21 protein-coding genes are annotated in these 24,486 nt (G+C 71.1%); 4 read left to right on the forward strand and 17 right to left on the reverse strand.

The window, feature by feature from the left end; genetic code table 11:
- Positions 1–33: 33 nt before the first annotated feature.
- Positions 34–690, reverse strand: a complete 657-nt coding sequence (locus ACWDA7_RS29050) for a transglycosylase family protein (RefSeq protein WP_432926102.1) — start codon at positions 688–690, stop codon at positions 34–36.
- 542 nt (positions 691–1,232) lie between these two features.
- On the opposite strand from ACWDA7_RS29050, the gene ACWDA7_RS29055 reads away from it, so the two are divergent.
- Both ACWDA7_RS29055 and ACWDA7_RS29060 read left to right on the forward strand, forming a co-directional pair.
- Positions 1,233–2,006 carry a hypothetical protein gene (locus tag ACWDA7_RS29055; protein ID WP_450607712.1) on the forward strand — a complete coding sequence of 258 codons (774 nt, stop codon included), beginning with the start codon at positions 1,233–1,235 and terminating at the stop codon, positions 2,004–2,006.
- Positions 2,007–2,307: 301 nt separating this feature from the next.
- The gene (locus tag ACWDA7_RS29060; RefSeq protein ID WP_450607714.1) at positions 2,308–2,697 is read left to right on the forward strand and encodes a hypothetical protein; all 390 of its coding nucleotides are present in this window, start codon (positions 2,308–2,310) and stop codon (positions 2,695–2,697) included.
- A gap of 63 nt (positions 2,698–2,760) precedes the next feature.
- Here the strand turns inward: ACWDA7_RS29060 and der are convergent, their stop codons facing one another.
- The 16 genes from der to ACWDA7_RS29140 all read right to left on the reverse strand — a co-directional run bounded on the left by der (position 2,761) and on the right by ACWDA7_RS29140 (position 20,704).
- The gene (gene der, locus ACWDA7_RS29065; RefSeq protein ID WP_450607716.1) at positions 2,761–4,242 is read right to left on the reverse strand and encodes a ribosome biogenesis GTPase Der; all 1,482 of its coding nucleotides are present in this window, start codon (positions 4,240–4,242) and stop codon (positions 2,761–2,763) included.
- Positions 4,243–4,314: 72 nt separating this feature from the next.
- Positions 4,315–5,055 carry a lysophospholipid acyltransferase family protein gene (locus ACWDA7_RS29070; protein WP_450607718.1) on the reverse strand — a complete coding sequence of 247 codons (741 nt, stop codon included), beginning with the start codon at positions 5,053–5,055 and terminating at the stop codon, positions 4,315–4,317.
- Positions 5,013–5,708, reverse strand: a complete 696-nt coding sequence (cmk, locus tag ACWDA7_RS29075; protein WP_450607720.1) for a (d)CMP kinase — start codon at positions 5,706–5,708, stop codon at positions 5,013–5,015. The genes ACWDA7_RS29070 and cmk overlap by 43 nt, the downstream gene beginning before the upstream one ends.
- A gap of 185 nt (positions 5,709–5,893) precedes the next feature.
- On the reverse strand, positions 5,894–6,988 hold the full coding sequence (locus tag ACWDA7_RS29080) for a prephenate dehydrogenase (protein ID WP_450607722.1): 1,095 nt from the start codon (positions 6,986–6,988) through the stop codon (positions 5,894–5,896).
- Positions 6,985–7,347: a chorismate mutase gene (gene aroH, locus ACWDA7_RS29085; protein WP_450607723.1), complete on the reverse strand. Its 363-nt coding sequence runs from the start codon at positions 7,345–7,347 to the stop codon at positions 6,985–6,987. Before aroH ends, ACWDA7_RS29080 begins: the two co-directional genes overlap by 4 nt.
- Positions 7,348–7,597: 250 nt before the next feature.
- A complete protein-coding gene (locus tag ACWDA7_RS29090; RefSeq protein WP_450607725.1) occupies positions 7,598–8,620 on the reverse strand; it encodes an ADP-ribosylglycohydrolase family protein in 1,023 nt (340 codons plus the stop codon).
- Positions 8,617–9,336, reverse strand: a complete 720-nt coding sequence (locus ACWDA7_RS29095) for an NUDIX domain-containing protein (RefSeq protein ID WP_450607762.1) — start codon at positions 9,334–9,336, stop codon at positions 8,617–8,619. Before ACWDA7_RS29095 ends, ACWDA7_RS29090 begins: the two co-directional genes overlap by 4 nt.
- 121 nt (positions 9,337–9,457) lie before the next feature.
- Complete coding sequence (locus ACWDA7_RS29100; RefSeq protein ID WP_450607727.1) at positions 9,458–10,516, reverse strand: pseudouridine synthase; 1,059 nt, start codon at positions 10,514–10,516, stop codon at positions 9,458–9,460.
- The gene (gene scpB, locus ACWDA7_RS29105; protein WP_450607729.1) at positions 10,516–11,187 is read right to left on the reverse strand and encodes an SMC-Scp complex subunit ScpB; all 672 of its coding nucleotides are present in this window, start codon (positions 11,185–11,187) and stop codon (positions 10,516–10,518) included. Before scpB ends, ACWDA7_RS29100 begins: the two co-directional genes overlap by 1 nt.
- Positions 11,184–12,227 carry a segregation and condensation protein A gene (locus tag ACWDA7_RS29110; protein ID WP_450607764.1) on the reverse strand — a complete coding sequence of 348 codons (1,044 nt, stop codon included), beginning with the start codon at positions 12,225–12,227 and terminating at the stop codon, positions 11,184–11,186. Before ACWDA7_RS29110 ends, scpB begins: the two co-directional genes overlap by 4 nt.
- Before the next feature lie 470 nt (positions 12,228–12,697).
- On the reverse strand, positions 12,698–13,273 hold the full coding sequence (locus tag ACWDA7_RS29115; RefSeq protein ID WP_450607731.1) for a hypothetical protein: 576 nt from the start codon (positions 13,271–13,273) through the stop codon (positions 12,698–12,700).
- Entirely contained in the window at positions 13,258–14,391 is a 1,134-nt protein-coding gene (locus ACWDA7_RS29120; RefSeq protein ID WP_359391644.1) for a ParA family protein, read from the reverse strand. Before ACWDA7_RS29120 ends, ACWDA7_RS29115 begins: the two co-directional genes overlap by 16 nt.
- 409 nt (positions 14,392–14,800) lie before the next feature.
- On the reverse strand, positions 14,801–15,925 hold the full coding sequence (gene ald, locus ACWDA7_RS29125) for an alanine dehydrogenase (RefSeq protein ID WP_359391643.1): 1,125 nt from the start codon (positions 15,923–15,925) through the stop codon (positions 14,801–14,803).
- Between the two features lie 135 nt (positions 15,926–16,060).
- A complete protein-coding gene (locus tag ACWDA7_RS29130; protein WP_450607734.1) occupies positions 16,061–18,130 on the reverse strand; it encodes a tetratricopeptide repeat protein in 2,070 nt (689 codons plus the stop codon).
- A 194-nt stretch (positions 18,131–18,324) separates the two neighbouring features.
- Positions 18,325–18,951 (reverse strand): NUDIX domain-containing protein, encoded by a 627-nt coding sequence (locus ACWDA7_RS29135; RefSeq protein ID WP_450607736.1) that lies wholly within the window; start codon positions 18,949–18,951, stop codon positions 18,325–18,327.
- A gap of 85 nt (positions 18,952–19,036) precedes the next feature.
- Positions 19,037–20,704 carry a CTP synthase gene (locus ACWDA7_RS29140; protein WP_450607738.1) on the reverse strand — a complete coding sequence of 556 codons (1,668 nt, stop codon included), beginning with the start codon at positions 20,702–20,704 and terminating at the stop codon, positions 19,037–19,039.
- Positions 20,705–21,170: 466 nt separating this feature from the next.
- Between ACWDA7_RS29140 and ACWDA7_RS29145 the strand changes: the two genes are divergently transcribed.
- Together ACWDA7_RS29145 and ACWDA7_RS29150 are read left to right on the forward strand one after the other, a co-directional pair.
- Complete coding sequence (locus ACWDA7_RS29145; RefSeq protein ID WP_450607740.1) at positions 21,171–22,973, forward strand: glycoside hydrolase family 15 protein; 1,803 nt, start codon at positions 21,171–21,173, stop codon at positions 22,971–22,973.
- 98 nt (positions 22,974–23,071) lie between these two features.
- Positions 23,072–24,454, forward strand: coding sequence for an FAD-binding oxidoreductase (locus tag ACWDA7_RS29150; protein ID WP_450607742.1), 1,383 nt, complete (start codon positions 23,072–23,074; stop codon positions 24,452–24,454).
- Positions 24,455–24,486 lie beyond the last annotated feature (32 nt).

Consider the following 24,486-nt stretch of genomic DNA (forward strand, 5'->3'; position numbering starts at 1 on the left):
GATGCGGCGCCGGAGCCCGGTGCATGGACACGCTCAGAGTGCGAGCCGCTGTCCCGGCACGATCATGTCGGGGTCGCCGCCGATGACCGCCTTGTTGCGCGCGTAGAGCTCCCGCCAGTCGATCCCGTGGCGCTCGGCGATCCCGCTGAGGGTGTCGCCGCTGCGGACGGTGTAGTCGCCGCGGGACGCCCCGCGGGCCGTGTGTCCCGCCGAGTGCTCCGGCGCCTTCGCCGGACGCGTCGTCGGGGCGGACTCAGTGGTGGCGGAACCCGAGGACGACCTCGTGGCCGACTGCCCGCCCGACCCGGCGGGCGCGCTTCCGTAGGCTCCGGCACGCGCCGAGCAGACGGGCCATGCGCCCCATCCCTGCGCGTGCTGCACCTTGGCGGCCACGGCTATCTGCGCCTCCCTGGAGGCCTGGTCGGCGGTCGCGGCGTAAGCCGTACCGCCGTACGCGCGCCAGGTGCCGGCAGAGAACTGCAGTCCCCCGTAGTAGCCGTTGCCGGTGTTGATGTGCCAGTTCCCGCCGCTCTCGCACTGGGCGATGCGGTCCCACACTCCGCCGTCGGCCGCGGCGGCGTTGCCGGTCGCGGCGAGCAGTCCGAGCGGGGCGAGCAGGGCCGCGCCGGCGAGGACCGCCGTCGTACGGGTCGTACGGGTCTTACGGGTGTTGTCGGCACATTCAGACATGTAATTCCCTCTCCACAAACCCGGGATCCCCCAAGGCGGGACACGTCGATCCGCGGATGATTCGCGGCCGTCGTGTTCCGCCCCGTCCACCGGAGGTGGTGCTGCGCGCCGGCTGTGCGGCGCGGCCGGTGGACGTACCCGGGCGGTGCTCGTTGCACACGGCGGAGGAATGTAGGGAGATCCACCGCCCGTTTTCAACCAACTCCTAGTCATTCCAGGCCAGTTCGCCGTTACCCCCGGTATCGTCGATTTTCGGCCACCCACTTCATTCGCTGATTTCAGGATTTGTCGGCCAGGTGGCTCGATGGCCTGTGAGCCACTTCACTCAACCAACTTCCCTGAGCCCTGCAAGAGTTGACACGGAGTAACCGGTTCCGCAGGCACGTTCACCCAGCGCAGCGGATGGTACGAATCCGTTCGCTCCCGGGCGTGACTCCGGCCACAGATCGGCCGTTGTCTTCTTCATGAGCCGGGGACCGCCGGGCTCATGGGTCGGGAGCCACCCGGCACCGTCACGTAACCGCATCCCGAGGGAGCCACCCGTGCCGCGCATGCTCGACGTCAGCGACGCCGTACGCGCCGAGATCGGCGACGAAGAAGCCGACCGGCTGCTCGCCGGAGACAACGCCCCGGGCAGTTACGACTGCACCTCGTGCCGCACGCCCGGCGACTCCGAACAGGAGCGCACCAGCACCGTCCTGTTCATCGGCGAGGAGACCGCCGTCCTCGCTTTCGCCCATGCCACCTGCCTGCCCTCCCAGGTCGTCCAGGTCACCGAGGAGCAGTTGCAGGGCGCGGTGCGCTCCATCACCGCCGACGAGCAATTCAGCACGGCTACCCCCGAGCAGGCCGTGCTGGGCGTCACCAGCGGACTGATCCTGATCGCCGGGGAGTTGCACCCGGCGCTGGTCGTGGAGCCCACCGCGCCCATCGTGCGCCCGGGCACGATGGGGGTCGGCGACGACTTCCTGCCCCTGCTCATCGAGCAGGGGTTCATGCCGCTGACCGTGATCGAGTCCGTGCCGCCCGTGCTGCACGGCTGGTCGGTGCTGCTCGCCATGGGCCAGCTGCACGCCGTGCTGCAGCCCGGCGCGAACGGCGGGCAGCCGGTCGCCTGGTGGCAGGCCCACCAGCCGCTCCAGGTCACGGACGGGTGGCGGGCGGCCGCCAACAAGCACCAACAGATCCTGATGTTCGCCGCGCCGGTGGGCTCGATCGGCCGCCAGCCCCGGGAGGATCTGCTGCGCGACGCGCTGGACAAGGCGGCGGCGAACGGCAAGCTGGTCGCCGCCGCGCTGCCTCTGGCCGGGATCTGAGTTCCCGGACGGTCCGTTCCAAGGGCCGGGTCGGGAGGTGCGGGTCCGCCGCGGTCGATCGCACGGTTCCCGCACCCCCCTCACGGGATGCGGGCTCGCCCGTCAAGTGGCGTGCCGCGGTGGCTGATCGCAGCTCCCCGACCCTGTTTCAGCGGCTCCCGCCCCATGGACGGGTGTGCCTGTACGGCGGCGGCACACCTGCGTACAGCCCCCACGCCCCAGTCGGAGCGCGGGGGCTTTACTTGTGACGAAGCGGACTAATCGACCGCATCCCTTGGGCTGCAGTGTCGTTGGCACCTACGTGCACGCATATGACGTCCCCCGCCGCCAGTCCTACCAGCCGATCCCCTCCGGGCGAGCGGACCAGGGCCCGGGCGGCTCATCGGCCACGCCGATCTACGACGCGCTCTACGACGAGTACGTCACGTCCTTCAAGGCCTTCCCGGGCGACCGCAGCGGCGAGGAGGACACGGACTTCGTCCCTTTCGCCAACTTCCCCCGGGACACGGACTCTTACGGCACGGGGACGTACGGCATCCGCCACGGCACCCCCCGGCACGCGACCGGGCAACTGGCCGCCCAGCACGGCCAGTCGGCCACGGCGAACGACGTCTGGCAGCAGGTGGCCCGGCACGCGAGGGGCAGGCACCACATCCCGGCGCTGCCGCCCGCACCGCGCAGGGGGCTGTGAGGACGATGCGAAAGGGGCGGCCCGCCGTGGAGCCGCCCCTTCGACGTCTTCGGTGTCCCTACGTCACTTCTTCTTGCTGCGCTTCTCGCGCACACGCACCGAGATGTGGATCGGCGCACCCTCGAAACCGAACTCCTCGCGCAGCCGTCGCTCGATGAACCGGCGGTAGCCGGCCTCGATGAAACCGGAGGCGAAGAGCACGAACCGCGGCGGCTTGGTACCCGCCTGCGTGCCGAAGAGGATGCGCGGCTGCTTGCCTCCGCGGACCGGGTGGGGGTGGGCGGCGACCAGCTCGCCGAGGAAGGCGTTGAGGCGGCCCGTGGGGACCCGGGTCTCCCAGCCATCGAGGGCGGTCTCGATCGCCGGGACCAGCTTCTCCATGTGCCGTCCGGTGCGCGCCGAGACGTTCACCCGCGGCGCCCAGGCGACCTGGGCGAGCTCCGTCTCGATCTCCCGCTCCAGGTAGTAGCGGCGCTCCTCGTCGAGGGTGTCCCACTTGTTGAAGGCGAGGACGAGCGCACGCCCGGCCTCCACCGCCATGGTGACGATGCGCTGGTCCTGGACCGAGATGTTCTCGGAGGCATCGAGCAGCACGACGGCGACCTCGGCCTTCTCGACGGCGGCCGCGGTGCGCAGCGAGGCGTAGTAGTCGGCGCCCTGCTGCAGATGCACCCGCTTGCGGATGCCGGCCGTGTCGACGAACTTCCAGGTCTTGCCGCCGAGTTGGATCAGCTCGTCGACCGGGTCGCGGGTGGTGCCGGCGAGTTCGTCGACGACCACGCGGTCCTCGCCCGCGACCTTGTTCAGCAGGGAGGACTTGCCGACGTTGGGACGGCCGATCAGGGCCACGCGGCGCGGTCCGCCGATCCCGCCGGCACCGAAGGTCTGGGCGGGCGCGTCGGGCAGCGCCTCCAGGACGGCGTCCAGCATGTCACCGGTGCCGCGGCCGTGAAGGGCGGACACGGGGTGCGGCTCGCCGAGACCGAGGTTCCACAGATACGCCGCGTCCGCCTCGCCGCTCTGGCCGTCGACCTTGTTGGCGGCCAGCACCACCGGCTTGCCGGCCTTGCGCAGCAGGCGCACGACCGCCTCGTCGGTGTCGGTGGCGCCGACCTTCGCGTCGACGACGAAGACGACCGCGTCGGCCGCCTCGATCGCGTACTCGGCCTGCGCGGCCACGGAGGCGTCGATACCGAGGACGTCCTGCTCCCAGCCGCCGGTGTCGACGACCTTGAAGCGGCGGCCCGCCCACTCGGCCTCGTAGGTGACACGGTCGCGGGTGACACCGGGCTTGTCCTCGACGACCGCCTCACGACGACCGATGATCCGGTTCACCAGGGTCGACTTGCCGACATTGGGGCGACCGACGACGGCGAGCACGGGCAGTGGACCGTGTCCGGCCGCCTCGATGGCGCCCTCGACGTCCTCGAGGTCGAAGCCCTCTTCCGCGGCAAGCTCCATGAACTCCGCGTACTCGGCGTCGCCGAGCGCCCCGTGCTCGTACTCGTGCTCGGCCGAGCCGTCGGGCTGGATGTGGTCGTTCATGAAGTCCGTACCTCGTTCATCGTGGTGATCGGTGGAGCACCGCACCGCGGTGATCCACTACTCAAGTGTCGCCTAGCGCCCGGTGAGGCGCCTGGCCATTTCCAGGTGCTCGGTGAGCTGCTTCTGGATGCGCTCGGTCGCCTCGTCCAGCGTCCTGCGCGTACGCCGGCCGGTCCCGTCGCCCGCGTCGAACGGATCTCCGAAGACGACGTCGATACGGCTGCGCAGCGGCGGCAGCGCCTTTATCAACCGGCCGCGCCGCTCGGAACTTCCCAGCACCGCCACGGGCACGATCGGCGCTCCGCTGCGCACCGCGAAGTAGGCGAGCCCGGCGCGCAGCGAGGCGAAGTCGCCCTCGCCCCGGGTGCCCTCGGGGAAGATGCCGAGCACACCGCCGTTGTCCAGGACGGCCAGCGCCCGGGTGATCGCCGTGCGGTCGGTCGCCGTGCGGTCCACCTGCACCTGACCGATGCCGGTCAGGAAGGACCCGAGCACGCCGACGAACGCCTCCTTCTTGATCAGGAAGTGCGTCGGCCGGGGTGCCACGGACAGGACCATCGGCCCGTCGATGTTGTGGGAGTGGTTGACCGCGAAGATCGCCGGACCGGTGGCCGGCACCTTCCAGGCGCCGAGGACACGCGGCTTCCACAGCCCGCGCATCAGGGGTACGCCGATGCGCCGCCCGACCTCGGCGCCCCGCTCGGACGCGAGGGTCAGGGGCGGCTCCGGGCGCCTCGCGGAGGCGTCACGGCCGGGTGACGGACGGGTGCTCACTTGGCCGCCCGCTTCTCCTCGACGAGCGTGACGACGCATTCGACGACCTGCTGGAGGGTGAGCTCGGTGGTGTCCACCTCGACCGCGTCGTCCGCCTTGGCGAGAGGGGAGGTCTTGCGGTTGGAGTCGGCCGCGTCCCGCTTGATGAGCGCCTCACGGGTGGCATGGACGTCCGAGCCCTTGAGCTCGCCGCTGCGTCGCGCGGCCCGCGCCTCGGGGGAGGCGGTGAGGAAGATCTTCAGGTCGGCGTCCGGCAGCACGGTCGTGCCGATGTCGCGGCCCTCGACCACTATGCCGGTCTCCGCGGCGGCGGCGAGGGAGCGCTGCAGCTCGGTGATCCGGGCCCGCACCTCGGCCACGGCGCTGACCGCGCTCACCTTGGCGGTGACCTCCGGGGTGCGGATCGGGCCGGAGACGTCCGTCCCGTCCACGGTGATGGTGGGCGCGGACGGGTCTGTGCCGGAGACGATCTCGGGCTTGCCCACGACCGCCGCGATCGCCGTCGGGTCCGCTGTGTCGATGCCGTTGCTGACCATCCACCACGTGATCGCGCGGTACTGGGCGCCGGTGTCCAGGTAGCTCAGCCCTAGCTGCGCGGCCACGGCCTTCGAGGTGCTCGACTTGCCCGTGCCGGAGGGGCCGTCGATGGCGACAATCACTGCCTGGGCGGTCCGGGCGGCGCCGTTTTCCACGGTGAGGACACCTTCCTGGTGCGAGGTGGTGGGTGTGGGGGTACACAGACCCTGTCGTCGCCCTCCCGTCGTCCGCCCGGAGGGCGGGCGGGGCAGGCGGGAGTACGGCCACAGCGTCCGGGGCGCCCCGCACAAGGTTACTGGGTCGCCGGACCCGGTATGACTGACGGACGGCGGGCCCACCGCTACTGGCGAATCGTCCAGCCCCGCTCCCGCAACGCCGCGCTGAGCAGCGGGGCCGCCTTCTGCTCCACCATGAGCTGGACCAGACCTGCCTGCTGCCCGGTCGCGTGCTCGATGCGGACGTCCTCGACGTTGACGCCCGCCGCTCCGGCGTCCGCGAAGATGCGGGCCAGCTGACCGGGCTGGTCGCTGATGAGGACGGCCACGGTCTCGTAGACCCGCGGGGCGGCGCCGTGCTTGCCGGGCACCCGGATCTGGCCGGCGTTGCCGCGGCGCAGAACGTCGTGGATCCCATCGGCGCCCTCACGCCGCTTGTCCTCGTCGGAGGACTGCAGTGCGCGCAGGGCCCGCACGGTCCCTTCGAGGTCGGCGGCGACGTCGGAGAGCAGATCGGCGACCGGACCGGGATTCGCCGAGAGGATGTCGATCCACATGCGGGGATCGGAGGCGGCGATCCGGGTCACATCGCGGATGCCCTGTCCGCACAGCCGTACGGCCGTCTCCTCCGCGTGCTCGAGGCGCGCGGCGACCATGCTGGAGACCAGGTGGGGCATGTGCGAGACGAGCGCGACGGCCCGGTCGTGGGCGTCCGCGTCCATCACGACCGGCACCGCACGGCAGTGCGAGACCAGCTCGAGGGCGAGGTTCAGCACCTCGGTGTCGGTGTCCCGGGTCGGGGTGAGCACCCAGGGGCGGCCCTCGAAGAGATCGCCGGTGGCCGCCAGCGGACCGGACTTCTCACGGCCCGACATGGGGTGCGAGCCGATGTACCGGGACAGGAGGTCCGGGTCGAGGCCGAACGCCTCCAGTTCGCGGCGGGGCCCGCCCTTGACGCTGGCCACATCAAGGTAGCCGCGCCCGAGACCGCGCCGCATGGCGTCGGCGAGCGCGGCGGCCACATGGGCGGGCGGGGCCGCGACGACGACCAGGTCGACGGGCCCCTCGGGGGCCTCGTCGGTGCCGGCACCGAGGACGGCGGCCGTACGGGCCTGCTCGGGGTCGCGGTCGGTCAGGTGCACGGTGACACCGCGGGAGGCGAGCGCCAGGGCCGCCGATGTGCCGATCAGCCCGGCACCGATGACGAGTGCGGACCTCACTGGGCGATGTCCTTGCGGAGGGAGGCGGCGGCACCGAGGTAGACGTGCACGATGTCGGCCCGCGGCTTGTCGGACGCGATGTGGGCGAGGACGCGGACGACGCGGGGCATCGCACCCTCGACGTCGAGTTCCTGGGCACAGATCAGCGGCACGTCCACGATGCCGAGCTTGCGCGCGGCGGCCGCCGGGAAGTCGCTGTGCAGATCGGGCGTGGCGGTGAACCAGATGCTGATCAGGTCGTCCGTGGTGAGTCCGTTCCGCTCCAGGACGGCGGTGAGCAGGGCGCCGACCTGCTCGCTCATGTGCCCGGCCTCGTCCCGCTCAAGTTGGACGGCGCCCCGGACCGCTCGTACCGCCACGGTTTCGCTCCTCGCTGATCTACGGAAACTTCTGATCACACCAGCCTAGTCAGCCCGGAACGTACTGGTGCGCGACGCCCGTCTGGCGAGACGGCACCGCGCCGTGATGCGAACGCCCCCGTGCGCCCCTCGGTGCCGGGCCGCCGGCCGGCTCACCGGGACCGGTGGCCCAGCGGGCGTGTCGGGGGCGCACGGAGCGGCGACACGCCCGCTGAGCGGATCCCGGTCGAGGGCAGCGCCGACCGAGGGGTCACGCGTCCCAGAGGGCCCCGAGCGCCTGCAGTTCGCTTCCGTACTCGATGCGGTCCGCCCACTCCCGTGGCCAGGCCTCGGCGCCGAGGTGGGCGCCCGCGAAGGCGCCCGCGAGGCAGGCGATCGAGTCGGAGTCGCCGGAGGTGCACGCGGCCCGGCGCAGCGCTGTGACGGGCTCGTCCGGGAACAGCAGGAAGCACAGCAGAGCGGTGGCGAGGGCCTCCTCCGCGATCCACCCCTCACCGGTCGCCAGGCACGGGTCGGTCTCGGCCGAGACGGTCCGCACGGCCTCCTGGAGGCGTTCGAGGATCTCCAGGCACTCGTCCCAGCCGCGCGCGATGAAGTGCTCGGGCGTGGGGTCCTGGGCGCGGGTCCACAGATCGCCGAGCCACTCCTCGTGGTAGCGGCTGCGGTTCTCGTAGGCGTACGACCGCAGCAGTCCCACCAGGCCCGTCGGCTCGGCACCCTGCGCAAGAAGGTGTATCGCGCGGGCGGTGAGATCGGAGGCGGCGAGCGCCGTGGGGTGGCCGTGTGTGAGCGCGGCCTGCAACTGGGCGGCACCGGCCCGCTGTTCGTCGCTCAGCCCCGGTGCGAGCCCGACGGGCGCCACACGCATGTTGGCCCCGCAGCCCTTGGAGCCGATCTGGCTGGCCTGCTGCCAGGGCCGGCTCTCGTCGTTGAGCAGATTGCAGGCGACCAGGCAGGTCCGGCCGGGCGCCCGGTTGTTGTCCGGCGAGTGGTACCAGTCGACGAACTCCTCGCGCACCGGCCGTTGCATCCGCTTCGGCGCCAGGACACCGCGGTCCATGGCCGTGCGCAGCCCGCGTCCGAGCGCCAGCGTCATCTGGGTGTCGTCGGTGACGATCGCCGGCCTCGGCAGCTCCATCTCCCGCCACGGCCCGCACTTGGCGAGGATCGCCGGCACATCGTTGAACTCGGTGGGAAATCCAAGGGCGTCGCCGAGAGCGAGCCCGATCAGGGATCCGGTGGCGGCGTGCTTGGCGAGGGCCGTGCCGGTCATGAGAGCCGTCCTTCCGTGGCGGGGCGGAGCAGGGGCGGGTGCAGGGCGGTGGCGCCGCCTGCGCGGTAGAGCGCGGCGGGTTTGCCGCGGCCGCCGGTCAGCCGGGCGGCGCCCGGGACCGGTTCGACGAAGCCGGGGGTGGCGAGGACCTTGCGCCGGAAGTTGGGGCGGTCGAGCGAGGTGCCCCACACGGTCTCGTAGACCTGCTGCAGCTCGCCCAGGGTGAACTCGGTCGGGCAGAAGGCGGTGGCGATACAGGTGTACTCGAGCTTGGCGCCGACGCGTTCCTGAGCATCGACGAGGATCCGGTCGTGGTCGAAGGCGAGCGGCCCGGCGGCCTCGTACGGCAGCCAGCGGGCGTGCGCGGCGTCGCCGCCGCCGTGCGGCTCGGGAGGGTCGGGCAGCAGCGCGGCGAAGGCCACGGAGACGACCCGCATACGGGGGTCGCGACCGGGGTCACTGTAGGTGCGCAGCTGCTCCAGATGGAGCCCGGAGACGTCCGCGAGCCCGGTCTCCTCGGCGAGTTCCCGCCGGGCCGCGTCCTCCGCGGACTCCTCGGGCCGCACGAAGCCGCCCGGGAGCGCCCAGCGGCCCGCGTAGGGCTCCTGCCCGCGTTCGACGAGCAGGACGTGGAGCGCTCCGGCGCGGAGGGTGAGGACGGCCAGGTCGACGGTGACGGCGAAGGGTTCGAAGGCGTACTTGTCATAGCCCTGCACGGCCCCCACGACCCCCACCCCCTTAGTGGTCACATTGACTATAAACAGAGCGGACGTCGGCGCACAAGAGGACGGCCGGCTCCCGCACCGCGGGAACCGGCCGCTCGGGCGTGGAGCGTGGCTAGAGTTCGACTTCCTTCATCAGCATCCCCACCTCGGTGTTGGAAAGTCGGCGCAGCCAGCCCGACTTCTGGTCGCCGAGGGTGATCGGGCCGAAGGCGGTCCGCACCAGCTTGTCGACGGGGTAGCCGGCCTCGGCGAGCATGCGGCGCACGATGTGCTTGCGGCCCTCGTGCAGGGTCACCTCGACGAGGTAGTTCTTGCCGGTCTGCTCGACCACCCGGAAGTGGTCCGCGCGCGCGTACCCGTCCTCCAGCTGGATGCCGTCCTTGAGCTTCTTGCCCAGGTCGCGCGGGATGGGGCCCACGATGTGCGCGAGATAGGTCTTCTTCACGCCGTACCTGGGGTGGGTCAGCCGGTGCGCCAGCTCGCCGTGGTTGGTGAGCAGGATGACGCCTTCGGTCTCCGTGTCGAGCCGGCCCACGTGGAACAGCCGGGTCTCGCGGTTGGTGACGTAGTCGCCGAGGCACTGACGGCCCTCCGGGTCCTCCATGGTGGAGACGACACCGGCCGGCTTGTTCAGCGAGAAGAACTGGTACGACTGTGTGGCCACGGTCAGCCCGTCGACCTTGATCTCGTCCTTGTCGGGGTCGACCCGCAGGCCCTGCTCGGTGACGATCTCGCCGTTCACCTCGACCCGGGCCTGCTCGATCAGCTCCTCGCAGGCACGCCGGGAGCCGTAGCCCGCGCGCGCGAGCACCTTCTGCAGGCGCTCGCCCTCCTGCTCGGCGCCCGGGAAGGTCTTGGGCAGCTTGAGGTCCGGCTTGCCCGCGTACCGCTCGCGGTTGCGCTCCTCGGCCCGCGCCTCGTACTCACGGGAGCGCGAGGGCGTCGTACGGCCGCCACGCTGCTGGGACTGCTTGGGACCGCCCTTGGCGCCGCCACGCGCGTCCGAGCCGCGACCCGACTTCGGGCCGTCCTGGGAGGCCCCGGGGCCCACGTCGTAGCGGCGCTCCTCGGGGCGGGGCTTGCGGGGGCGGCCCTGCCGCTCGTCCCTGTTGTTACCGGCACCGCGGTAGTTGCCGCGCCCGTCGTTCCTGCCGCTGCCGCTGCTTCGCATCAAAGTTCCGTCGTCGTGTTTGTCGTGTGATCGCCGTCCGCGTCCGGAGCGTCGAGAGCATCCGGGTCGAACGACGGAACGCCCTCCTGGGTCTCGGCCTCGATCGCCTCCGCCTCCGGGAGGAAGGGCGCGAGTTCCGGGAGCTCGTCCAGGCCGCGCAGGCCCATCCGCTCCAGAAAGTAGTTCGTCGTCCTGTACAGGATCGCACCTGTTTCGGGTTCCGTGCCCGCCTCTTCGACCAGACCGCGCTGGAGGAGGGTGCGCATGACCCCGTCGCAGTTCACTCCGCGGACCGCCGAGACGCGGCTGCGGCTGACCGGCTGGCGGTAGGCGACCACCGCCAGCGTCTCCAGTGCGGCCTGGGTGAGCCGGGCCTGCTGGCCGTCGAGCACGAAGCGCTCCACGGCGGGCGCGTAGTCGGCCCGGGTGTAGTAGCGCCAGCCGCCGGCGACGAACCGCAGCTCGAAGCCGCGCCCCTGCACCGTGTACTCGTCGGCGAGTTCGCGCAGGGCGTCGGCGATCTGCCGCCGGGGACGCTCCAGGATCTTCGCCAGGTGCTCCTCGGTGGCGGGCTCGTCCACGACCATGAGGACGGCCTCCAGGGCGGGCTTGAGGTCGAGTCCGGCCACCGTGCTCAGGCTGGCCGGAACCTCGGCGGTCTTCTCGCTCACGCCTTCTCCTCCGTCTTCGTGCCGCTCTTGTCGGGATCCTCGGGCGGCCGGTCGAACTCGTCCGTCACCACCGGTGCCTCCTCGCCGACCCCGCCGGTCCAGCGCACGACCAGGTCGCCGAGGGCGGTCTCCTGCTCCAGCGCCACCGCCTTCTCCCGGTACAGCTCCAGGAGGGCCAGAAAGCGCGCCACGACGGTGAGCGTGTCGTCGGTGTCCTCCACGAGCACGCGGAAGCTCGCCTCGCCGAGTTCCCGCAGCCGCGCGACCACGATCCCGGCCTGCTCCTGCACGGACACCAGCGGTGCGTGGATGTGGTCGACGTAGACCTGAGGCTTGGGCTTGGGCTGCATCGCCTTGACCGCCAGCTTCGCGAACCCCTCGGCTCCGATGCTGATGACGACCTCGGGCAGCAGCTCGGCGTGGTGGGGTTCGAGGCCGACGGTACGGGGGTAGCGCCGGGCCTCGTCCTCAGTGCGCCGGTTGAAGATGTCGGCGATCTGTTTGTAGGCGCGGTACTGCAGGATCCGCGCGAACAGCAGGTCGCGGGCCTCAAGGAGCGCGAGGTCCGCTTCGTCCTCGACCTCGGCGGCGGGCAGCAGCCGTGCCGCCTTGAGGTCGAGCAGGGTCGCGGCGACGACCAGGAACTCGGTCGTCTGGTCGAGGTCCCAGTCCGGCCCCATCGCCCGGATGTGGGCCATGAACTCGTCGGTCACCTTGGACAGCGCGACCTCGGTGACGTCGAGCTTGTGCTTCGAGATCAGCTGGAGCAGAAGGTCGAAAGGCCCTTCGAAGTTGGACAGCCGGACCTTGAAGACACCGTCGTCGGACTCCTGCTCGGCCGGGAGGCCGCCGGCAGTGCCGGCGGCCTCGCCGGAGGACCCGGAACCCGGCGCGGTCACCGCAGCGGCAGGGGTCGCCTCGGCGGCGACGGCCGGGCGGGGCCCCGGTACCGACGTCACGACGGCCGCCGGGCCGGGCACGGTCTCCGGCTCGCTCTCGGGTGCTGCGACACCCGCCCCGGCCGCCTCCGAGACGTCCACTGCGGCCGAGGGGACGGTGCCCCGGGACTCCTTCGGCGTGGCTCCCCGCTCACGCTCCGTCTCGGCAGGTGCCTCCGCTTCGAGCACCGACGACGCGCCGGTCCGGAACTCCTCCGCCGCGGAACCAGGCCCCGGCACGTCGGCGGCAGGGAGTTCGGCCCCTGCTCGGGAGGGGCCTGCGGGCGCGGGCGTACGGGACGGGGCTGTCCGCGCGGGCTCCTCGGACGGGCGGTCCTGTCCGGCTTCGGGTTCCTGGGGGGCGGCCTGCGGCTCGCTCCCCTGAGAGTCGGCCTCCGGTTCGGGACCCGGGCCGAGCGGGGTCTCTTCGAGGGGCTCCGCTTCCGCGGGAGGCACATCCGGGGCCACCGGCGCGGCGCCCGGCCCGCGCCCCAGCGCACGCCGGCGGCCGGCGGAGCCGGGGGCGGATGAGGAGCCGTCGTACGAGGTCATAGCCGTCGCAGGCTACCTGCTCATCGCCCCCGGAGCCGACGCACGAGAATGCTGGCGTCCCCCCGGGACTCCAGATCCGCCAGTACGACGGCGACCGCCTCACGCACGATGCGCCCGCGGTCGACCGCGAGCCCGTGCTCGCCCCGGAGCACAAGACGTGCGTGCTCGAGGTCCATCAGTTCTTCCGCGGACACGTACACGGTGATCTTCTCGTCGTGCCGCTCCCGCCCGCTGGGCCGCCGCCCGGCCGCGCGCGCCCGCTTGCGCGACTGGGCCGTCGAAGAGGCGGGAGAACCTTCCTGCGTCGCCTGCCGACGCGCGGACCGCTCCGCGGCCTGGGACCGCGTGCGGGACTCCCCCGCCTCCGCCTCGGCCGTGTCCGCCGCGACGTGCTCGTCACCCTCCCCGTCACCGCCCTGGACGGGCACCGACGGCGGTGCGTCCTCCGTCGCGGCCGTCGCGTCGCTCTCGCCCGCAGGAGCCGGCACCCGGGCCTCGCCGTTGGCCTGGCGCCTGGGAGAGGACGACTGGAGCGCCATTCCCCCGGTGGTACGGAACAGTTCGTCGGCCCCAGGCAGACTCACTCGGCGTGACACCGGGCGAGCACCTCCCTGGCGAGCTGGCGGTAGGCGGCGGCACCGACGGAGTTGGAGGCGTACGTGGTGATGGGCTCGCCGGCGACCGTGGTCTCCGGGAAGCGCACGGTCCGGCCGATCACTGTGTGGTAGACGTGGTCGTCGAATGCCTCGACGACACGCGCGAGAACCTCACGGCTGTGCACGGTCCGGGAGTCGTACATCGTGGCGAGAATGCCGTCGAGTTCGAGCTCGGGGTTGAGTCGCTCCTGGACCTTCTCGATGGTCTCGGTGAGCAACGCGACACCACGCAGCGCGAAGAACTCGCACTCCAGCGGCACGATCACCTTGTGCGCGGCGGTGAGCGCGTTCACGGTGAGCAGGCCGAGCGAGGGCTGACAGTCGATCACGATGTAGTCGTAGTCGGGCATCAGCGGCTTCAGCGCCCGCTGGAGCGTCGACTCGCGCGCGACCTCGGACACCAACTGGACCTCGGCCGCGGACAGGTCGATGTTGCTCGGCAGCAGGTCCATGTTCGGGACCGCGGTCTTCAGCAGGACCTCGTCCGCGGACATGCCCCGCTCCATGAGCAGGTTGTAGACCGTGAGGTCGAGCTCCATGGGGTTGACGCCGAGCCCCACGGACAGCGCGCCCTGCGGGTCGAAGTCGACGAGCAGCACACGGCGGCCGTACTCCGCGAGCGCGGCACCCAGGTTGATGGTCGACGTCGTCTTGCCGACGCCGCCCTTCTGGTTGCACATCGCGATGATCTTCGCGGGGCCGTGGTCGGTCAGCGGGCCCGGGATCGGGAAGTACGGCAGCGGACGGCCCGTCGGGCCGATGCGCTCGCGGCGCTGGCGGGCCGCGTCGGGCGCGAGCGTGGCCGCGTACTCGGGATCGGGCTCGTATTCGGCGTCGGGGTCGTAGAAGTGCCCTTCGGGCAGTTCGTCGTAGTCGGCGAAGTGGTTGTGGACCCCGCCACTTCCGTTGCCGGCCATGGCGTTCACGTGTTGGCCATCCAAGCTTTGATGTGCTGTCTCAGCCAGGTAAGGGCTCTGGCTCTGGTGGGCAGCGAAGGTACGGACAGCGACGGAGCCGACAGCCTCGAGCCCCGTGGGGCCCGTGCCCCGCGCAGGCATTCCTGGTTGACCACCCCCGGGAGCAAATGTCGACTCATTCACAAGTCGTCTTACCTCCTTGGTGACCAGGAAACTTCTAGATAGGTCAGCGTGGCACCATGCCGACGGTTGGCGACTCTATGGCGTGTCGGCGGTCCGCAGCAACACAATCCGCCGGACCCGGCCCGATGTGTCGGCAATGAAACATCCCGCTGTCAAGAGTGTCCGGGCACCGTTCGCCAGGTTTCACCGGTGTACGAAACGGTGGAAGGGTTGCGTTCGAGGCGAGTTGAACGAGTGCCGCAAAGTGACCATACACACACCCGGCCGGACCTTGTCGGGCAAGGTCCGGCCGGGTGCCGGGTGTTGACGAGGCGTGTTGACCTATCGCCTTGTAGTGCCGGGTAATCGGACCCGGGTCGCGGCCCGCTCAGCCGATGAGGGTCTCCAGGTCCACGTGCTCGAGGCCGTGTGCCTCGGCGACCTCCTTGTAAACCACCTTGCCGTCATGGGTGTTGAGGCCCTTGGCCAGCGCGGCGTCGCGGCGCAGCGCCTCGGCCCAGCCGCGGTTGGCGAGCTCCACGATGTAGGGCAGCGTGGCGTTCGTCAGCGCGTAGGTGGAGGTGTTGGGGACGGCGCCGGGCATGTTGGCGACGCAGTAGAAGACCGACTCGTGGACCTTGAAGGTCGGCTCGGCGTGCGTGGTGGGACGGGAGTCCTCGAAGCAGCCGCCCTGGTCGATCGCGATGTCGACAAGGACACTTCCCGCCTTCATCCGGGAGACGAGCTCGTTGGTGACCAGCTTCGGGGCCTTGGCACCCGGGATGAGGACGGCGCCGACGACGAGGTCGGCGTCGAGGCAGGCCTTCTCGAGCTCGAAGGCGTTGGAGACGACCGTCTGGATCTTCGTGCCGAAGATCTTGTCCGCCTCCTTCAGCTTGTTGATGTCCTTGTCGAGCAGGGTCACGTGGAAGCCGAGACCGATGGCGATCTGCGCGGCGTTCCAGCCGGAGACGCCACCGCCGATGATGACGGCCTTGCCGGCCGGCACGCCCGGGACACCGCCGGGCAGCACACCGCGACCGCCGTTGGCGGCCATCAGGTGGTAGGCGCCGACCTGCGGGGCCAGCCGGCCCGCCACCTCGGACATCGGGGCGAGCAGCGGGAGCGCCCGGTTCGGCAGCTCGACCGTCTCGTACGCGATGGCCGTGGTGCCGGACTCCAGGAGGGCGTCCGTGCACTCCTTGGAGGCGGCCAGGTGCAGGTAGGTGAAGAGGATCTGGTCCTTGCGGAGGCGGTGGTACTCCTCGGCGACGGGCTCCTTGACCTTCAGCAGCAGGTCGGAGGTGGCCCAGACCTCGTCGGCGGTGTCCAGGATCCGGGCGCCGGCGGCGATGTACTCCTCGTCCGGGATCGAGGAGCCGACGCCGGCGTTCCGCTCCACGACGACCTGGTGGCCGTTGCGCACCAGCTCGTGCACGCCGGCGGGGGTGATGGCCACCCGGAACTCGTTGTTCTTGACCTCGCGGGGGATGCCGACCTTCACGTCGATCACGGTCCTTGACTCAGGGAATGTGGGGCATTGAACTGCATACCCGGACGTGCAGGGGCACATCGGGAGACACCGCCGGAGAATGTGCGGCAGAGCCAGTTTAATGAAGGCGTTCCCGCTGTCTAGCCTTTCATTGCATCAATCTTCAGCTGATGCACTGCGGATTTCGTAGGCGTTACCGGCGGGTTCCTGGTTTTCGGCGTCTTCCGGACCCACTTCACCCAGCATTCGCGAGGCGGCCCCCCGGTGCAGACCGGCGGCCGCCGGGTCGCCGAGGCGTTCGAGAGTGTCGGCCAGCCTGAGCTGCAGCGCCGCCTGGAGCCGTACATCCTCGGCGCGCCGCGCCCACTCGACCGCTTCCTGGCAGGTGCGGAGCGACTCCTCGGGCCGGCCGGCGTACTCCTGGACCCGGGCGAGCTCGCTCAAGGCCCGTGCGTGGGCGGCGACATCGTTGTTCCTGCGGTGTCCCGCCACCGCCGCGCGCCAATTGCGCAGCGCCTCGCCGTAGCGGCCCGCGTAGGTGTGGACGGTCGCGATGCGGCCGTAGAGCCGGGCGGCGTCCGCGCCCTCGTCGCGGGCGAGCCGCCGGGCGAGCGCCCGGCCGTACCAGTCGGCGGCACGGTCGTAGTCGCCCAGCTCCTGGTGGGCGCCTGCTACGGATTCCATTGCGCGCGCCGTCGCATACGGGTCCTCGGCACGCCGTCCGGCGTCCAGCGCGGCCCGGTAGCGGGCCAGCGCCTCCGTCGTACGGCCGGTCTGGGCGTCCAGGTCAGCGAGGTTCAGCAGGGCCGCCGCCTGTTCACGAGGCAGGTCGCGGCGCTCGGCGACATCGAGGACCAGCCGGTGGATGCCGTACAGCTCGGGCGCCGCGGCCTGGGTGCCGAAGTGCGCGACCATGGCCCTGACCAGCGCGGCCATCAGACGCCTGGCCAGCGTGTCCAGCTCGCCGTCGGCGACCGCGAGGCGGGCCGCGGCCAGCAGCGCGGGCTGCCCTACGCGCAGCCAGTCCTCCGCGGCCCGGGGACTCTCGAAGCGCAGGGCCTTGGGCAGTCCGGCCAGCTTCTCGCGGGCCTGCGGGCTGTCCGTCTCGGTGATCGCGCGGCAGGACTGCAGTAGCCGTACGGTCCGCTCCAGCATCCGCGCCCGGGCCAGCTGCAGCTCGGCGGGGCGGTCCTGGCTGCCGCTCACGGCTCGCAGCAGGGGCAGCAGACAGCCGGGTACCTCGTACTGCGGTACGGCGCAGGCGACGCGTCGCAGGAAACCGTGGGCCGCGAACTCCTCGAGGGCGGTACGGGCGTCGTCGACCGAGCAGCCGGCGAGCGCGGAGGCGGTGTGCGGGTCCACGAGGCCGGCGGGGGCGAGATGGAGCAGGCGCAGCATCCGCTGGGCGGTGCCCGGCAGCCCCGCGTGGGCGAGCCGGAAGACCCGGGCCAGTGGCGGTCCCTCGTCGCCGCCGACCCGCAGCTGCTTGCCGAGGTCGGCGACGCCCGCCTTGGGACGGGCGGCCAGCCAGCCGCCGGCCAGGACGAGTGAGGCGGGGTGGCCTGCGCACTCCTCGACCAGCCGTTCGGCGGCGCTCGGGTCGACGGTGACGCGCACCGATCCGGTGTACCGCGTGAGCAGTTCCTGGGCCGACTTGGTGTCGAGTCCGCCGAGGGTGCAGGGACGGACGTCCGTGATACCGGTCAGCGGGCCCTCGGAGACGGCGACGACAAGGCAGTCGGGTGCCTCGGGCAGCAGCGGGTCCACCTGCTCGGCGGCCATGGCGTCGTCGAGCAGAAGCAGCACGCGACGGCCCGCCAGGCCCTCGCGCACCGCTTGGCCCAGCTCGTCCCCGTCGGCGCCCGCGGGGGCGGGCAGGCCGAGGGCGGTCAGCAGTGCGCGGGCGGTGCGCTCGGTCGGTACGGGTGTGCCGTCGGGCTCCCTGAGGCGGGCCCGCAGCACGCCGTCCTCGTAACGGTGTGCGACCTGGCGCACCAGTTCCTCGGCGAGCGCGGTGCGGCCGCAACCGGGGCGGCCGGCGATCAGCAGCACTCTGGCCCGGGGCGCCTTGCGGCCGGAGAGGGTGTCGAGTCCCGCACGCTCGATGTCGAGCATGAGTTCCTTCAACTCCCGTGTGCGGCCGAGGAACTGACCGTCCACGGGGGCGGCGGGCCGCTCGCTCCGGCACAGTTCGACGCCGGGTGTCTCCACCGCCTGATCCGCCACGGGCCACGCTCCCGTCCCACTGCGCACACGGGCCCGCCGATGCCTTGGGGCGGGTCGTTCCCAGAGCCTAGTTGACGCTCTGCGACGATCCGGGTGGACCACGGCGGGCACATCCCCCGATCGGATCAGCCGATGGTACGACCGCCATGGTCGGAGCGTTGTGAGGCCTGTGAGCGAAGGTGCCTCAGTGGTGGTCAGGCCTCGAAGGGCCGTGCGGGCCACGGCGCCTCGGCCGGGCGCAGGGCGTCGAGACCGTCGCCGCCGCGCGCGGCGAGGAGCGAGAGGACACCGACCACGAGGCAGTTGTTGTGCAGCTCGCCGGCGAGCACGCCCCGGGCCAGTTCCTGGACCGGGATCCTGGCCTGCTCCATGTCGGCCTCCTCGTCCTCCACCTCGAAGCGCCGGCCGTCGGCCTCGGACAGACCTCGGGCGAGGAAGATGCGCACCGCCTCGTCGCAGCCCCCGGGGGTGGTGTAGACGTCGGTCAGCACACGCCAGTCCTCGGCCTTGACGTGCGCCTCCTCGTACAGCTCGCGCTGGGCGGCGTGCAGCGGGTTCTCACCGGGGACGTCGAGGAGTCCGGCCGGGATCTCCCAGAGCTTGTGGCGCACCGGGTGGCGGTACTGGCGGATGACCAGGACCCGGTCGTCGTCGTCCAGGGCGAGGACGGCCACCGAGCCGGGGTGCACCTGGTAGTCGCGGCGGGCGACCGAGCCGTCGGGCATGACCACATCGTCGGCGCGGACCGAGGTCTTCTTGCCGACGAACGGGGTCTGACTCGCCCTGACCTCCCACTCCTCGGGGGTGTCCTTGATCGTCATGTCGCCCTGTTCCTCCCACGCCCTCGCACGAACCGGGGTACGCCTCCCGCAGGACGCGTACCCCGGCCACCGTACAGCTCTTGTGTCACTTGCCGTTCTTGCGCTCGACGGCCGCCTTGACCAGGCCGGCGAAGAGCGGGTGCGGCCGGGTCGGGCGGGAGCGAAGCTCGGGATGCGCCTGCGTCGCCACCAGGTAAGGGTGCACTTCGCGCGGGTACTCGACGTACTCGACGAGCTTGCCGTCCGGCGACGTGCCGGAGAACACGATGCCCGCCTTCTTCTCCAGCTCGGCCCGGTAGGCGTTGTTCACCTCGTAGCGGTGCCGGTGGCGCTCCTCGACGTACTCCTTGCCGTCGTACACCTCGCGCACGATCGAGCCCTCGGCCAGCTTGGCCGGGTACATGCCGAGCCGCATCGTCCCGCCCATGTCGCCCTCGCCCGCCACGATGTCGAGCTGCTCGGCCATGGTGGAGATGACGGGGTGGCCGGTGGCCGCGTCGAACTCGGTGGAGTTCGCGTCGGAGATGTCGGCCAGGTTGCGCGCCGCCTCGATCACGATGCACTGCAGGCCCAGGCAGAGTCCGAGCAACGGGATCTTGTTCTCGCGGGCGTACTGGATGGCGCCCACCTTGCCGGACACACCGCGGTCGCCGAACCCGCCGGGGATGCAGATCGCGTCCGCGTCGGACAGCTGCTTCTTGGCGCCCGCCGGGGTCTTGCAGTCGTCGGACGTGACCCACTTGATCTTCACGCGGGCCTTGTTGGCGAAGCCGCCCGCGCGCAGCGCCTCGGTCACCGACAGATAGGCGTCGGGCAGGTCGATGTACTTGCCGACCAGGGCGAGGGTGACCTCGTGCTCCGGGTTGTGGACGCGGTCGAGCAGGTCGTCCCAGGTCGTCCACTCCACGTCGCGGAACGGCAGGTCCAGCTTGCGGACGACATAGGCGTCCAGGCCCTCGGTATGCACGACCTTCGGGATGTCGTAGATCGAGCGGGCGTCGGGGCAGGCCACGACGGCCGCCTCGTCCACGTCGCACATCAGGGAGATCTTGCGCTTGATCGCGGTCGGGACCTCGCGGTCGCAGCGCAGGACGATCGCGTCCGGCTGGATGCCGATGTTCCGCAGGGCGGCCACCGAGTGCTGGGTCGGCTTGGTCTTCAACTCGCCCGAGGGACCGATGTACGGCAACAGTGAGATGTGCACCACGAAGACGTTGTCACGGCCGACCTCGTGGCGGACCTGGCGCACCGTCTCCAGGAACGGCAGCGACTCGATGTCGCCCACGGTGCCGCCGACCTCGGTGATCACCACGTCCACCTCGTCGGTGGCCATACGCCGGATGCGGTGCTTGATCTCGTTGGTGATGTGCGGGATGACCTGCACCGTGTCACCCAGGTACTCACCGCGCCGCTCCTTGGCGATCACCGTCGAGTAGACCTGCCCGGTGGTGACGTTGGCGGAGCCGTCCAGATCGCGGTCGAGGAAGCGCTCGTAGTGGCCGATGTCCAGGTCGGTCTCGGCGCCGTCGTTGGTGACGAACACCTCACCGTGCTGGAAGGGGTTCATGGTGCCCGGATCCACGTTCAGATACGGGTCGAGCTTCTGCATGACGACGCGCAGGCCCCGCGCCTTGAGCAGCATGCCGAGGCTGGACGCCGTCAGGCCCTTGCCGAGCGAGGAGGCAACACCCCCGGTGACGAAGATGTGCTTGGTCGTCGTGGCTTTGCTGGTTCGGAAAGCAGCGGGCGGCATGGCCAAGAGGGGGCTCCCGTGGTCGCGGTCTGGTGCGGTCCGGCTGGTCCTCCGAGGGATGTCGGGGGTGCCGTCGCTGCGGTTCGGGGGTTTCGTGCCCACCGGTCCACGGGCTACCAGCGTATCAGCGCCCGGGCGGGACTGCTTCCGGCCACGCTCCGCGCACGTGTCACCACAGACGCGCAACAGTCACCCGCGCCCCACTCGTTCGGCGCACTCGCGTTATCCGGAGCGGCGCGCGGATCATGGAGGTGCGTCGTATCCTGCTCGGACACTCGCTGCCGAGCACATCCGGAAAAGGGCACCACCCCCCGCCCGTCACCGGAACAACAAGAGCTCGTCAGATCGTTGAACATCGGCTGCTTCTTTTCCGAATGGGTCGGTGGACAACGACTTTCTCACCAACCCCATGACCGCAAGAGCGACCGCCCCTCGAGGGCGACGTGGCCGTTCGACTGGAGTTCAATTGGCCGGGCGCATCGAAGACTACGCACTCATCGGAGACATGCAGACCGCGGCGCTGGTCTGCCGGGACGGCACCGTGGACTGGTTGTGCCTGCCCCGATTCGACTCCCATGCCGTCTTCGCAGCACTGCTCGGCACGGAGGAGCACGGCTTCTGGCGGCTCGGGCCGGCCCACGCGCCGAACGCCCAGCCGCCGACGGCGACCCGGCGCTCCTACCGCGGTGACTCCCTGATCCTCGAGTCCGAGTGGGACACCCCGCGCGGCACGGTCCGGGTCGTCGACTTCATGCCCCCGCGTGACGGCGCCCCGCAGCTGATCCGCATCGTGGAGGGCGTCACCGGCCGGGTGCCGATGCGGTCGGCGCTGCGCATGCGGTTCTCGTACGGACGGGTCGTGCCCTGGGTCCACAAGCACGAGGGCCGCACCGTCGCCGTCGCCGGACCCGACTCTGTGTGGTTCGACACCCAGGCCGAGACCTACGGCAAGGGACTGACGACGTACGCCGACTTCACGGTCGCGCCGGGCGACCGGATCGCGTTCACCATCTCGTGGCAGCCCTCGCACCAGAAGCCGCCGCAGCTGCCGGAGCCCGAGCAGTCGCTCGAGGCGGCCGAGGACTTCTGGCGCGAGTGGGTGGAGCACTGTACGTACCACGGTCCGTACCGCGAGGCGGTGGTCCGCTCCCTGATCACGCTGAAGGCCCTCACCTACGGGCCGACCGGCGGCATCGTGGCCGCACCCACGACCTCGCTGCCCGAGGAGATCGGTGGCGTGCGCAACTGGGACTACCGCTACACCTGGCTGCGTGACGCGGCGATCACCCTGTCCTCGCTGCTGCGCACCGGCTACCGTGAAGAGGCCCGCGCCTGGCGCGAGTGGCTGCTGCGGGCCGTCGCCGGCGATCCCGAGAACCTGCAGATCATGTACGGCATCGCGGGCGAGCGGGAACTGGGCGAGGCCGAGCTGGACTGGCTGCCCGGCTACCAGAACTCGGCCCCGGTGCGCGTCGGCAACGGCGCCGCCCACCAGCTGCAGCTCGACGTATACGGCGAGGTCACCGAGGCCCTGCACCTGGCCCATATGACCGGACTGGCCCGCAACGACTACGCCTCGCTGCTCCAGTTGAAGCTGATCCGCTACCTGGAGCAGCACTGGGACGAACCGGACGAGGGCATCTGGGAGGTGCGCGGCCCCCGCCGCCATTTCGTGCACTCCAAGGTCATGGCCTGGGTCGCCGTCGACCGCACGATCAAGCTGATCGAGTCCGGCGACGCGGACGGCCCGCTGGAGAAGTGGCGCGAGCTGCGCGACGACATCCACCGGGACGTGTGCGAGAAGGGCTACGACAAGGAGCGCAACACCTTCACACAGTCCTACGGATCCAGGGAACTGGACGCCTCGCTGCTGCTGATCCCGCAGATGGGCTTCCTGCCGCCGGACGACAAACGCGTGATCGGCACGATCGAGGCGATCCAGCGCGAGCTGTCCACTCCCGACGGCTTCATCCTGCGCTACCCCACCGCGGGCGCGGAGGAGGGCGTGGACGGGCTGCCGGGTGACGAGGGCGCGTTCCTCGCCTGCTCCTTCTGGCTGGCCGACGACCTCGCGATGATCGGCCGTGTGGACGAGGCCCGCAAGCTCTTCGAGAAGCTGCTCGCCCTGCGCAACGACCTCGGCCTGCTCGCCGAGGAGTGGGACCCGCGTCTGCAGCGGCAGGTCGGGAACTTCCCGCAGGCGTTCAGCCATGTCCCGCTGATCGACACCGCCCTGCGGCTGACCGCGTCCGGCGCGTACGGCGGCTGAGTCCGCCCCCTCCGCACGCCGCCGCCGAACAGGACCGGTGCGCCGTGCCCGCCTAGGCTGAAGGCAGATGTGTCCCCTCGCTGGAAGGGGCGGCTGCCATGGCTCCCTCGTCGAAGGCGGGCGCGGCGCTCGCCGCGCTCCGCGAGGACCTCGAGGGCGAGGTCCTCGCCCCCGGTGACTCCGGCTACGACGAGGCCCGGACCGTCTTCAACGCGCTGATCGACCGCCACCCGGCCGTGATCGCGCAGTGCGAGGGGACGACCGACGTCGTCCGGGCGGTGCGCTTCGCCCGGGACCTGGATCTGAAGATCGCGGTCCGCGGCGGCGGCCACAGCGTCGCGGGCATGGCGCTGAACGACAACGGCCTGGTCGTCGACCTGCGCCGGATGCACGAGATCACGGTCCATCCCGGGTCCGCGTCGGTGCGGGTGGAGGGTGGCGCCCTGATGAGCCAGATGGACCGCGCCACCCAGCCGCATTCTCTCGCCACCACCGGGGGCCGGGTCTCCACGACCGGCGTCGGCGGCTTCGTGCTCGGCGGCGGCAACGGCTGGCTGGACCGCGCCTTCGGCCTCGCAGTGGACAACCTGCTCGGCGTGGAGCTGGTGACCGCCGACGGCACCACGGTGCTCGCGACCGCCGAGGAGAACCCCGAGCTGTTCTGGGCCCTGCACGGCGGCGGCGGGAACTTCGGCGTCGCCACCGCGCTCACGCTCAAGCTGCACGAACTGCCCGAGTTCTCCGTCGCGCTGCTCATGTTCCTGCCCGAGACCGGCCCGGAGGCGGTGCGGACCTACCGCGACATCATCGCCACCGGACCGCCGGAGGTGGGCGGCGCCGTGCTGTACATCACGGGCCCGCCCGAGCCGTTCGTCCCCGAGCACCTGGTCGGCACACTGCTGTGCGCCGCACTGGTCACCTACGTCGGCGGCGAGGAAGGCCTGCGCAAGATCGCCCAGCCGCTGCTGGCGCTGCCGCACGAGGCGGAGGTCGTTTCCGCGATGCCCTACGCCGACCTGCAGTGCATGCTCGACGACCCGCCCGGGCTGCGGAACTACTGGTCGGTCGAGTACGTGACCTGCCTGCCCGACGAACTGGTCGACGTCTTCTGCGCCCGCGCCCCCGCAATGCCCGTGCCCTCCGACTGTCAGCACGTGCTCTTCCCCCAGGGCGGCGCGATCGCCTCCGGACCCGGCGAGTACCCGGTCCCCTACCGGGGTGCGGCCTGGACCGTGCACCCCTTCGGCGTCTGGGAGGACCCGGCGGACGACGAGCAGGCTCTGCGCTGGGTCAGGGACCTGCGCGCCGACGTACGGCCCTGGAGCACCGGGGCGGTCTATCTGAACTTCATCGGGGACGAGGGCAGGGACCGGGTGGTGGCCGGCCTCGGCACCGAGAACTTCAACCGGCTGGCCCGGGTCAAGCGCCAGTACGACCCGGACAACGTGTTCCGGTACAACCACAACATCCCGCCCGCCTGACCGGGGCCGGCGGTGCGCCCGGGGCCTTCGCG

This window comes from Streptomyces sp. NPDC001156 (genome assembly GCF_053598275.1).